The 13,007-nt window shown below is 61.8% G+C and carries 6 protein-coding genes; 5 read left to right on the top strand and 1 reads right to left on the bottom strand.

Features of this window, described 5'->3' with window-relative positions; genetic code table 11:
• Nucleotides 1-361 precede the first annotated feature (361 nt).
• Nucleotides 362-2,623 (top strand): molybdopterin-dependent oxidoreductase, encoded by a 2,262-nt coding sequence (locus tag ABGT79_RS01660; protein ID WP_346664715.1) that lies wholly within the window; start codon nt 362-364, stop codon nt 2,621-2,623.
• Nucleotides 2,620-3,129, top strand: a complete 510-nt coding sequence (locus tag ABGT79_RS01665) for a 4Fe-4S dicluster domain-containing protein (protein WP_346664716.1) — start codon at nt 2,620-2,622, stop codon at nt 3,127-3,129. Before ABGT79_RS01660 ends, ABGT79_RS01665 begins: the two co-directional genes overlap by 4 nt.
• A 687-nt stretch (nt 3,130-3,816) precedes the next feature.
• Here ABGT79_RS01665 and ABGT79_RS01670 read toward each other — a convergent pair.
• Nucleotides 3,817-4,974 carry an HD domain-containing protein gene (locus ABGT79_RS01670; protein ID WP_346664717.1) on the bottom strand — a complete coding sequence of 386 codons (1,158 nt, stop codon included), beginning with the start codon at nt 4,972-4,974 and terminating at the stop codon, nt 3,817-3,819.
• Nucleotides 4,975-5,090: 116 nt separating this feature from the next.
• Between ABGT79_RS01670 and ABGT79_RS01675 the strand changes: the two genes are divergently transcribed.
• The 3 genes from ABGT79_RS01675 (at nt 5,091) to ABGT79_RS01685 (ending at nt 12,726) form a co-directional block, all read left to right on the top strand.
• Nucleotides 5,091-6,371 (top strand): hypothetical protein, encoded by a 1,281-nt coding sequence (locus tag ABGT79_RS01675; protein ID WP_346664718.1) that lies wholly within the window; start codon nt 5,091-5,093, stop codon nt 6,369-6,371.
• Nucleotides 6,372-6,424: 53 nt separating this feature from the next.
• Entirely contained in the window at nt 6,425-10,147 is a 3,723-nt protein-coding gene (locus tag ABGT79_RS01680) for a pyruvate carboxylase (protein WP_346664719.1), read from the top strand.
• Nucleotides 10,148-11,520: 1,373 nt separating this feature from the next.
• A complete protein-coding gene (locus ABGT79_RS01685; RefSeq protein ID WP_346664720.1) occupies nt 11,521-12,726 on the top strand; it encodes a PD-(D/E)XK nuclease family protein in 1,206 nt (401 codons plus the stop codon).
• The last annotated feature ends 281 nt before the right edge of the window (nt 12,727-13,007 follow it).

Raw genomic sequence — 13,007 nt, forward strand, 5'->3', positions numbered from 1 at the left:
CTCCCCCTCCCCCCCAAAAAAAATCTGGAAATCCCTTCCTTTGACACGACTGTCCGGCGCAGACCGGACAGGAGTCGGCCACCGCAGGTGGGTCCGAAAGGACACACCTGCACTGAGCTCGCAGCCAGAACAGCGACTGCCAAGCACTCTGGCATCCGTAGTTCCTGCCTTTCCAAACGCCCGCCCGGATTTGGCAACTCGTCCTGCATCCGCACTCCCACCCGCCGAACGGCGCAGCCGTCGGCGGAAACAGGGGGGCGCGGGGGGAATTATTTCCCCCGCATGCCTTTCCTGCCTTTGACTTATTTGACATTCGGGCAGTCGGCCGCCTATGTTTGAAGATCACAGCAAGGGAGGGAGCATGCCTCACAAGGTTACCGACGCATGGGACAGGAGCGGAGCGTTCACGCTGGAGGAGGCGGAGGCGCTGGCGGCGCGGCGCGGGGAACGGGCAGTGCCCACGTGGTGCGGCATGTGCGGGCCGCGGGGGAACTGTGCGGTGTACGCGTTTGAGCGCGACGGGCGTCTGCTTCGGGTAGCGGGCATGAAGGAAGCGCCGCACAACAGAGGCGGGCTGTGCTGCAAGGCTCATGCGGCGGCGCAGTGGGTCTATTCTCCGGACAGGATCACCACGCCTCTGCGGCGCACGGGCAAAAAGGGCGAAGGCCGCTTCGAGCCCATAGGCTGGGATGAAGCGCTCGGCATTGTGGCGGACACGCTGAAGGCGCAGAAGGCGGCGTTCGGGCCGGAATCGCTGGCGGTGCTTTCTCCGGCGCGGCGCGACTACAGCGAATATCTGTATCGTCTGCTCGTGGCGCACGGCAGTCCCAACTACGGACACAGCGGCATTTGCGCCATGCAGCTTCATTTCGGCTTCTGCCACACGATAGGGGCGCGGCCCTCGCCGGACTACAGGAATGCCGACGTGATTCTCATCTGGGGCAGGCAGCCGGTGTATTCCGGGCCGCCGCTGGGCACGGCCGAAGCGCTCGTGGAAGCCCGGCTTCGCGGCGCGCGCATTTACGCCATCAAGCCCTCCATCGAAGCCGACGGCAGTTTCGCCACCGACTGGATTCCCGTGCGCCCCGGCACCGATGCCGCTCTCGCCCTTGCCATGCTCCACGTCGTCACGGGCGAGGGGCTCATCGACAAAAATTTCGTTGATCAATGGTGCTTCGGCTACGACAGGCTTGCCGAACACGTGCGTCAGTTCAGTCCGGCGTGGGCCGAAGGCATCTGCGGCGTACCGGCTGCGATCATTGAGGAAATGGCCCGCACCTACGCCACCACGCCCCGGGCCACCATCGATGTGGGCAACGGTCTCGAACACGCCCCTTCCGCCAGCGACGCCATCCGCGCCATAGCCATGCTCATGGCCGTTACCGGACATCTCGACAGGCCGGGCGGCAATCTGTTTGCCGGGCCGGGCTCCACCATGCCCGCGCCGCGCAGCGTTCAGATGAGGGACAGGTACACCCCGGAATGGCTGGAAAAAATCGTGGGACCGGAATTTCCCCGCGCGTTTCAGCCGTTCCGCGAAGGCACTTCGGCCGCGTATCCGCGCCTTTTTGCCGACGTTGTTTCCGAGCATCCGACCATTCACGCCATCATTGCGCCCGGCTCGCAGCCCACGGTGAGCACCCGCAATCCGCGAGGCGTCATCAGGGCGCTGGAAAAGCTGGATTTCTATGTCGTCATCGACACCCACCGCACCGCAGACATGCCCTGGGCCGACATCGTGCTGCCCGCGCTCACGCCCTATGAAATCGATCATCCCTTCGAGGTGCGCGGCCCCTTCATCATGGCGCGCAGCCGGGCGGCTGATCCCGTGGGCGAAGGCCGCTCCATGCAGCAGATCATTCTCGACATCGGCACCGCCCTCGGCTACGGCGACGAATTCTGGAACGGCGACATCAACGCCTGCATGGACTGGCAGCTCGAACCGCTCGGCATGACCATGGACGAGCTGCGTTCCCACCGCACGGGCATCATTTATCCGCCCGCCGGTCGGCGTACCTACGAAAACTACGCAAAAGTCTTCTCCACGCCCAGCTCGCGCCTCGACAAAAGTCCCTTCCTGCCTCAGGGCAAGGCGGCGCTCTACAATACCAGCTTTGAAGAGGCGGGCTTTGCGCCCTTGCCCGGCTGGAGAGAACCCGTGGAAAGCGTGACCGGCACACCGGAACTCCTCAAGGATTACCCCTTCGTGCTTTCCGACTATCACACCTCGCGGAGCTTTTCCGCAGGCTGGCAGCGCAACGTTCCCCTGCTGCGCGAGGTGGAAAAGGAACCTTGTCTGCACATCCATCCGAACAGGGCCCGGGCCCTCGGCATTGCCGACGGCGACACCGTGCGCGTCACCTCTCCCCACGGCTTTCTTCTTGTGAAGGCCATGTACTACCCCGGCATCCGCGAAGACACGGTCATGCTGCTGCACGGCTGGTGGCAGGGATGCGCCGAACTCGGCCTGCCCGACCTGCCCCTGCTCGACGGCGGCGCCAACGTGAACCTGCTCTACTCCCCGGACATGGAAAAAAGCGCCGATCCCCTCATCACCGCCATGGGCAGTCAGACTCTCGTAAACGTCGCGCGCGTCTGCCCCGCCGAAAAGGATGCCTCATGAAGGAATACGCCATCACCTTCGACCCGGAACGCTGCATTGCCTGTCACGGCTGCGTGGTTGCCTGCAAAACCTGGCGCGACACTCCGCAGAACGCCTGCCGCCGACGCCTGGATACCCTGTGGACCAAAGAAGAAACCATGCCCCGCCTGCGTCACGCTTCCGTGGCCTGCCTGCACTGCAACACGCCCGCCTGCCTCGAAGCCTGCCCCGCAGGCGCCATTCGCAAACAGGAAAACGGCCTCGTCACCGTGGACGAACACGCCTGCATCGGCTGCCGCGCCTGCCTCAGAGCCTGCCCCTTCCACGTGCCCTCGTTCGCCGCTCCGCGCAGCCCCATGATCAAATGCGACCTCTGCAACGGCCTCTTCAACCCCGAAACCGAGTCTCCCCCCTGCGTGGCTTCGTGCCCTACCCGCGCCCTCACCTTCACCGCCCTCACCCCCGAACAAAAAAGCTCCTGCGAAGCCGGTATGCTCGCCCTGCTCCGCAGCCGTGAGGAATGGTAGAACGTCTGAGGAAAAATGTGATGGACGAAAACGCCCCGGCGTCCGCCATCACCCGTTTGCGCAGGAAAGTCTGCACAGGTTGCGGAACTTGCACGACGGGCCTTGCGTTTAACGCCGGAAGTGAATTCCGGCTACGCGCCGCCGTCGGCCGGGCTCCTGACGACATCTTGCCGGGAGCATGAGTAACGCCGTCGTCCGTTTGCGCCGGACACACTTTACGGGCTGCATCGCTTGCACGACGGGCATTGCGTTTAACGCCGGAAGTGAATTCCGGCTACTTATGCCCGTCGGCCGGGCTCCTGACGTCGCCCGGGGCCCCAGAGCGTTGAAAGAATGCTTTCCGGTTTACCTTTGCGGCCCTGACTTCGGCGTTCCCGAAAAAACACCTGGAAATCCCTTCCGTTGATACGACTGTCCGGCGCAGGCCGGACAGGAGTCGGCCACCGCAGGTGGGCGCAGCAGCGCACACCTGCACTGAGTCCGCAGCCCGAACAGCGCCTGCCAAGCACTCCGAGCCCGGCGTCACTGCCTTTCCGCACTCCCGCCCGTTCTCAGAAACGCTCCATGCCTTCCCGTCGGCGCCTGCCTTGCCGGCGAAGTCGGGAGGCAGAATCAGGGGGGCGCGGGGGGAATTATTTCCCCCGCATGCCTTTTCTGCCTTTCCTGCCTTTCCTGCCTTTCCTGCCTTTACTCTTCCGGCAAAGGCGGGGCGTTGAGGGCGCGGGGGGGCTGGGATTTCGGGAGTCGGGAGAGGGCTTCGCACTGGAGCTGACGCAGGCGTTTTCCGGATTCCGCGCCGCGGTTGCGCCAGGCTTCGGGCAGGCGCACGGCACGGATGGCGGCGAGGTCGCGGGAGGCCATGGGTTCCCAGTTCCAGCCGCCGTCGGCTCCGGCGAGGATCCAGAAATCGTGGAAGATGCGGGCTTCCTGGAGTTTGCAGATCAGGTCTCTGCGCGTGCCTGCGCGCAGGGAGCCGTACACGCCCCCTTTCATGTGCAGCGCCGTGCCCGCCACGCCCGCGCGGATGTGGCGCGAAGGCAGGCGCAGGCGGCGGCCCAGGGCGCGCACGAGTTCCGCGCCCTTGAGCTCATGCCCGTAGTGATGCGGCAGAATGGCGGCGTCCGTGCGGATTTTGCCGAGATCGTGGCAAAGGGCCATCCAGGCGGCAAGGGGGTGTCCGGCACAGCGGTCGAGCACCTCAAGGGTATGATCCAGCACCGAATTGTCGTGCCACGGGAGCGGCCCCGCAGGAATGTCCGCCGCGGGGGCGAGTTCCTCAAACCACGGAGAAAGACAGTCCGCGTCGCGCAGCACCGTGAAGAAGCGCGACGGCTTCGGCGCTTCCAGCGCGCGCAGAAATTCGCGTCCCACGCGCTCGGCAGGAAGCGCGGCCACAGCGGATCGGCACTCCACGGCCGCGCGGCGCATGGCGTCCAGCGTTTCGGGGGGCACGGTCCAGTCCGGCCAGGCCGCGGCAAAGCGCGCCACGCGGAAGAGGCGAAGCGGATCGTTTTTCAGCGCGTCGGGCGAGGCGAAACGCAGACGACGGGCAGCCATGTCCGCAAGAAAATCAGGATGGCAGAACAGACGCCCCTGCGCGTCGAAGGCGGCGGCGTTCACCGTGACGTCGCGGGTAAGCATGTCGTGCTCGACATCGCCTTCCAGCGGGGTGAACTCGTCCGCGCCCACAAGCCAGATTTCAGGACTGCGACCCGTATTGCGCGCCGCGGGGAAGCGCTGTAGAAAGAACTCTTCGCCACCGCTGAAGGAAACATCCACGTCGTGGGCCGGACGCCCCAGCAGAAGATCGCGCACCGCGCCGCCCACCACATACCATTCACCCATGTTGCCCCCGGCCCGCGGGCCGCCGCGCGCAGGCAAAAACGCCGCGCGCCTCCCTCCCGCAGGAGGGGCTGTGTGTTTCATCGCCGCCGATACGCGACGGCCGCTCTGGAGGATCCATGAACGATAACGCCGCCTTGCGACTGCTCTATCTGGGCCTGCCCCCCATCGGGGAACAGGAGCCCACGGCTCTGCCCTTTTCGCCGGAAGCGCTTGCCGCCTCGCCTCTTGCCCTGACCGCCGCAGATCTGGCGACGATTCCGGCGCTGTTTGCCGCCGCATGGACGGAGCGCGACGACGGCGGAAACCGCGCCGACACGCCGGACGCCAGCGCCTGCGCAGAAGCGGGCGCAGAGGCGGACGCCATCGCCGCGGCCTTCGCAACTGCAAACGCGGCCACCTGCGCGGACGCCGGTCTCGCGGCAGCCAACGCCTCGGCTCCGCTCTCCGGCTCGTCTTCGCGTCCCGGATCCGCAGGCCCCGACGCCCTTGCCTGGACGCCCAAAGAAAAAAACGGCGTGCGCTGGCTCGAAATTCCCGCGCCCGGACTGCCCGCCCCAGTGTACATCACCGGCCCTGCCACCTCAACCCTCGACGTCGCCCGCCTGCTCGTCGAAGCCGACCTCTTCCCCGAATGGGCCTCCGTGCTTTCCCTGCGTCAGAGCTCCGGCCGCGGCCAGATGCGCCGCGCCTGGGCCTCCCCCGAGGGCAATCTCTACTCCGCCCTGCGCCTTCCCCTCGCCCCGCCCTTCGATTCCGCGGCCGCCGCCCCCGCCTGCGGAGCCCTCTTCGCCGAAGCCCTCTCCCGCGAGAGCTGCCCCGTGCTCCTCAAATGGCCCAACGACCTCCTTCAGCCCTCATCCTCGTTCCGCCCCGGCGTCGCCCCGGGCAGAAACGACTGCTTCAAAGTCGGCGGCATGCTCATGGAAGAACGCCGCGGCGCGCTCATCGTGGGCACGGGCTTCAACCTCGTCTCCTGCCCGCCGAACTCAATGCTCCGGGATAACTACGCTTTTTCCGCAGGCGTGCTCAGGCGCGCATCCGGCTTTCCCCTCATCGATCCCGCCTGCGCCGATCCCTCGCAAAAGGACAGCAAATCCAAGGACATCGTGACTATTTTCACGCTCTGGATTCGACTTGCGAGCCGTCTTTTTTCCTGCTATTCACAAAGGCAGACCCTCGAACCGTGGTGGCCCGCGCTCGCGCAAAGGCATCTCGCCTTCCGCGGCTGCCGCGTCACGCTCGCCGACGCCTGCCCCGAAAGGGAAACCATGGTCAGAATCCCCTGTGAGGGCGTGGTGGACGGCGTGACCGAATCCGGCGCGCTTCGCCTCAGTACAGCATTCGGAACGGAAACGTTTCTGGGCGGCTCCATCCTTCCCGCCGGTCAAGTCTCCTGACTTTCCCCGTCGGAACCCGGCCCCCCGAAACCTCCCCCTTCCTCGGAGTAGATATGTCTGCAAAAACCATGGAACAAGTTCAGGCCGAGCTCAAAGGCAAAGCCATACTCGTGGCCAACCGCGGCATTCCCGCCCGCCGCATCTGCCGCGCCATCCGCGAACGCTTCGGCGCCGTGGCCATCATGACCGCCACCGACGTGGACAAGACCTCCCCCGCGGCCTCCGCCGCTCAGGAACTCATGCTCCTCGGTCCCAACCCCTCCGCCTACCTCGACCTCGACCTCATCATCAGCAAGGCCAAGGCCCGCGGCGTGGTCGGCATCCATCCCGGCTGGGGCTTCGCCTCCGAAGACGACAGCTTCCCCCGCAAGTGCGCCGAATCCGGCATCACCTTCATCGGCTCCACCTGCGAATCCATGAACCTGCTCGGCAACAAGGTGCAGGCCAGAAATCTCGCCACCAGGATCGGCGTGCCCGTCGTGCCCGGTTCCGACGGCGCGGTCGACATCAACGGCGCGCGCAAGGTCATCAAGAAAATCGGTCTGCCCGTCATGCTCAAGGCTGAAGGCGGCGGCGGCGGTCGCGGCATCTTCGTCATCCGCACCATGCAGGAACTCGAAGACGCCTTCGTCAAGGCTTCCACCATGGCCGAAGCTTCCTTCGGCAACCCCCGCCTCTTCGTCGAACGCTACCTCGAACACGTCCGCCACATCGAAATCCAGGTCATCGCCGATCAGTACGGCAACGTCTTCGCCTTCGATGAACGCGACTGCACCGTGCAGCGCAATCATCAGAAGCTCGTCGAAATCACGCCGTCCCCCTGGCCCGGCATGACCCAGAAACTCCGCGATCAGCTCAAGGAATACGCACGCGCCCTCATCAAGGCCGTCAACTACTATTCCCTCGCCACCGTGGAATTCCTCGTCACCCAGGACGGCACCCCCTACATGATCGAGGTCAACACCCGTCTCCAGGTCGAACACGGCATCACCGAAAGCCGCTACGGCATCGACCTCGTCGGCGCGCAGATCGCCATCGCCTTCGGCGCCGAACTCCCCTTCAACGAGGAAAACACCAAGCCCCAGAACTGGGCCATGCAGGTCCGCATCAACTGCGAAGACCCCCAGAACAACTTTACCCCCAACTGCGGTCGCGTCGTCCGCTACGAATCCCCCGGCGGCCCCGGCATCCGCATCGACTCCAACCTCTGCGCCGGTTACGACTTCCCCTCGAACTACGATTCCGCGGGCGCGCTCCTCATCGCCTTCGGCAGAAGCTGGGAACGCATTCTCAGCATCATGAACCGCGCCCTCGAAGAGTACACCATTTCCGGCATCAAGACCACGCTGCCCTTCTATCGCCACATCCTCCAGAACGAACAGTTCCGCTCCGCCAACTTCGACACCAACTTCGTCGCCAATACGCCGGAACTCTTCGACTATCAGGATCTCGCGCCCGAAGGCGAACGTCTCAGCCACCTCGTGGCCGAAATCACCGCCAAGGGATACAATCCCTTCGTGCAGCTCGGTCAGTACCGCTCCGCAGACACCCCCCGTCTGCCCGCCTTCGAGCCCGTGCTGCCCCACATCTCCGGCGCAGACCGCTACGCTCCGAGCCCCTATCCCCACGAACGCGATCAGCTGCTCGAATTCCTGCGTGATTCCAAGATGGTGCACTTCACCGACACCACCACCCGCGACATGACGCAGTCCAATACCGGCAACCGCTTCCGCCTCGCCGAAGATGCGCTCATCGGGCCCTACCTCGATTCCTGCAACTTCTTCTCCCTCGAAAACGGCGGCGGCGCTCACTTCCATGTGGCCATGATGGCCAACATGACCTATCCCTTCACCGAGGCTCAGGCCTGGAATCAGTTCGCGCCCAAGACGCTCAAGCAGCTGCTCGTGCGTTCCACCAACGTGCTCGGCTACACCCCCCAGCCCCGCAACCTCATGAACATCACCGGCGAAATGATCTGCGACAATTACCAGATCATCCGCTGCTTCGACTTCCTCAACGATATGCGCAACATGCGCCCCATCGCCGAAGTCGTGCTCTCCCGCAACGACGTGGTCTTTGAACCCGCCCTCTCCATCTCCGTGGCCAAGGGCTTCGACATCGACCACTACCTCAACGTGACCGCCGCCACCCTCGACATGGTCGGCAGCATCGCGGGCTGCACCCAGAAGGACGCCTCGCGCATGATCATCCTCGGCCTCAAGGACATGGCCGGCATCTGCTCGCCGTCCTTCATCGCCGATCTCACCCTGGCCATCCGCAAGCAGTGGCCCGACCTCGTGCTTCATTACCATCGCCACGCCACCGACGGCCTCTTCGTGCCCGCCGTGGGCGCCGCCGCCAAGGCAGGCGTTCAGATCGTCGATACCGGCCTCGGCGCCAGCGTGCGCACCTACGGTCAGGGCGACGTGCTCGCCACCGTGGCCTACATGGAAAATGAACTCGGCCTCAAAACCATGGTCAACAAGGACATGATCGCCCAGGCCAACTTCGTGCTCAAGCAGATCATGCCCTTCTACGACCGCTACTGCTCCCCCTACTTCCAGGGCACCGACTACAACGCCGTGTATCACTGCATGCCCGGCGGAGCCACCTCGTCCTCGCAGGAAGGCGCCATGAAGCAGGGCTACATTCAGCTGCTGCCCCACATGCTGCGCTTCCTTGCCGCCATCCGCAAGATCGTGCGCTATCACGACGTCACGCCCGGTTCCCAGATCACCTGGAACACCGCCTTCCTCGCCGTGACCAACGCCTTCAAGCGCAGCGGCGAAAAGGGCGTGCAGGACCTCATCCGCGTGGCCGAACTCGCCGCCGTCACCCCCGAAGATCAGGTGGACGACATCCTTCGCGAACAGCGCCTCGACATCTACCGCGACTGCAACGACGCCTTCCGCAACCTGCTGCTCGGCAAGTTCGGCCGCCTGCCCCTCGGCTTCCCCGAAGACTGGGTCTATGAGAGCGCCTTCGGCAGCTCCGCCTACCGCTCCGCCCTCGCCTCCCGCACCGAGGATTCTCCCCTCGAGCACCTGAAGGACGTCAACGTTGAAGCCGAATCCAAGGCCTGCGCCGCCATCATCAAGCGCGCCCCCACCGACGAAGAACTCGTCATGTACCTGAACCACCCCGGCGACGCCGTCAAAACCATGCAGTTCGTCAAGAAGTACGGCGATCCCAACCGCCTGCCCCTGCATGTGTGGTTTGAAGGCCTCAAGCTGGGTCAGGAACTCCAGTTCACCGACTCGAGCGGCAAGCCCCACAAGATGACCATCTTCCGCATCAGTCCCGTCACCGATCACGGAACCGTCACCGTGCGCTACAGCTTCGACTCCATCCTCATCAGTCACGAAGTCAAAGTCTCCGAAGGCCGCATGACCTCCGCCGACACCACCATGGCCGATGAGAACAACATCTACCACGTGGCCGCCCCCTCCAACGGCGACCTCTGGGTGATGTACGTCAAGCCCGGCGATATCGTGAAGGCCGGAGACGAACTGTTCAACATCTCCATCATGAAGCAGGAAAAGGCCGTGCTCGCCCCCACCGACGGCATCGTCAAACGCGTGCTCAAAACCGCCGACTACCAGGCCACGCGTAAAATGATCCCCGTGCGCGAAGGCGAACTCATCGTCGAACTCGGCCCCTGCCCCATCGTCTGCCCCAACCCCGACTGCGGCAAACCCCTCCCCTCCGCCGCCATGCACTACTGCCCGTGGTGCGGCTGCCCCGTGGAAAAGACCGATAAGGAACCCGGCAGCTAACCAGAAAACATAAACCTAAAAAAGGGCGCCCCAAAAACGGACGCCCTTTTTTAGTTAAAGGCAGAAAGAGAGAAAAGGCAGAAAAGACAGGAAAGGCAGGAAAGGCATGCGGGGGAAATAATTCCCCCCGCACCCCCCTGTTTCTGCCTCGCAGCTAACGCTGCTTCGGCAGGACAGGGTGAACGGAAAGATTATGCCCGAAGCTGTGGGCAACGGTGGGAGTGGAGGTCGGAAGGACGTTTCTCAACGCTGTGGGGCCCCGGGCGACGTCAGGAGTCCGACCGACGGGCATAAGCAGCCGGAATTCACTTCCGGCGTAAAACGCAATGCCCGTCGTGCAAGCCGCGCAGGCCGTACAGCGTGTCTTGCGCAAACGGGTCTGTGTGCTCTTCGGAACTCTGCAAGGTCAGAAATAATTCCCCCCGCACCCCCCTGTTTCTGCCTCGCAGCTAACGCTGCTTCGGCAGGACAGGGTGAACGGAAAGATTATGCCCGAAGCTGTGGGCAACGGTGGGAGTGGAGGCCGGAAGGACGTTTCTCAACGCTGTGGGGCCCCGGGCGACGTCAGGAGTCCGGCCGACGGGCATAAGCAGCCGGAATTCACTTCCGGCGTAAAACGCAATGCCCGTCGTGCAAGCCGCGCAGGCCGTACAGCTTGTCTTGCGCAAACGGGTCTGTGTGCTCTTCGGAACTCTGCAAGGTCAGAAATAATTCCCCCCGCGCCCCTCTGATTCTGCCGTGCGGCTGCGCCGGTTCGGCAGGCGCTGACGGCAAGACAAAGCGCATTGCCGAAGATGGCGGAAGTGCAGAAAGGCGGGGACTGCGGATGCCGGGGTGCTTGGCGGGCGCTGTTCGGTCTGCGGTCTCAGTGCAGGTGTGCGCTGCTGCGCGCCGACTTCTGTCCGACAAATGTCGGCAGTCGTGTCAAAGGGGGGAATTTCCAGATGTTTGGAGAGTAAAAAAATGGCAGGACGACAACGCCTGCATTCGAGACAACAAGGCGCAGGTTATGACGTCTGCCCCGTCGATGGTGCCGTGTTGAATGATCCGCTTACCCTGCCTGCAAAGTCAAAAGGCTGAATCGAGGGAAGGAACGTTATAGCTGAGAGAGCGGGTGTCCTGCGCTTTTCCGCTGATGGCGTAGGGAGATGGCGCAGGAAAGGCAGAGGGGAGTGACTACGCGTTGAGTGTCTCTGATGTCGAACGTGAGAAGCCATCGAGGAAGAGATTGCGCAGTGAATTGTTGCAGTGAATAGGGAAGCTGGAAGGCGTGAGTGTTGCCGTTCTGCATAGATATCACTTGAGCAATAAAGAACAATATCATATTATGAAGCATTCAGCAAAAAATTTTCCCTTGAACAAAGGAATATGCCATGACCATCCCCATCAAAAAGTTTGAATCCGACGCCGTTATTGTCAACTATTCAAAAAAGAACAATATATTTGATTTTATTTCGCTCAATGAGCTCGGCACGTCACAACTGATCGCCTGGCTTCTTGATCCAGAAGAAAGTCACGGTTTAGGCAATGCCTTTCTCAAAGCTTTTGTGGCGGAGATAAACAACAGCGTCAAACAGCACGAAGAGCTGAACTCAGACCGGCTGACCCTCGGCGACATCGGTTCCGCGACCATTCTTACCGAGCAGACCATCAAGCATTACGGGAAAAAGGGAAGACTGGACATTCTTCTTGTCAGCGACAAGGTATGCATTGTCATTGAAAACAAATTCGGCTCCAAGGAACACAACAATCAGCTCAGTTTCTATCAAAAATATTTTTCCAACACGCGCAAAAACAAGCTGGAGAAAACGTTCTTCGTCTATCTCGACGTCAATATGAACGTTCCTGAAATGGAACACATCGCCCAAAAGGGCTGGATACCGCTCGACTTCTCCTGGATATCCGAATTTATCGTCAATCATAAGAAGGACGTCAAAGAACAGCGGATAAGATACATTCTCGAATCATTCCATACCGCCATTGACGACGAAAGCGCCTTCGACGACTGCATGGATCAGCTCTGTCACACGCATGCAGAACTCATCAACGCCGTGAAGGATCTGCATGAGGACAGCATCACCGATTTTATTGCCGACAAGAAGCACTTCGACATTTCTCTGTATAAAACATACGTCAAACATCAGTGGATATTTGAAAGACTTATCAAGAGAATGAAATATATAAAGGAGATAGACCTTTCCCTTGCCGTAAGCAAAAAGTTTAAAACATCCTATTACATACAAAAAGGCTCGTGCGATTTCACGACTTGGAAAATTGCGGAACGTTCCGAAGAAAATGACACCTACTGGCCGATTTACATTAATATTTCCCTCAATGACGACGACACCTGCTCCATCAAACTGTATCTTTACATAAGCGACATGAGACAGGATGAAAGTATGTTGACCAGCCTTGAAAGCGCCGCAGGAAAAATAAAAAACAAAGCAGATTTTTCTTTCACGGAAAGAAATACCTACTGCCTCATGTCGTCCACGGATGTTTCACAGAAACAGCTCCTGAACGCCTTCGGCGAACAGTGGGATGCCCTCTTGAAAATCCAAAAAATCATCACGCATTGATGCCGCCCGTCCGCGGCGTTGAGCGAAGGATGCAAAGGAAACTCCGTCAAGGCGCTTTTCTGCCCGCAAAACAAAAGGCGCGACCTCAAACTTTTCTCTTGAGGCTGCGCCTTCGTTGGTTTCGGGGTTCCCTTGCCTGCCTGATGATCTCGGGAGGGCTGCCATGCCCGGACTCCTGATGTCGCCCGCGGGCCCCAGAGCGTTGAAAGACGGCCTTCCGGCAGACACTCCCCCCTTCGCCCACAGATCCGAGCACAATCTTTCCGTTCACCCTGTCCTGC

The organism is uncultured Mailhella sp. (assembly GCF_963931295.1).
GTDB lineage: Bacteria > Desulfobacterota > Desulfovibrionia > Desulfovibrionales > Desulfovibrionaceae > Mailhella.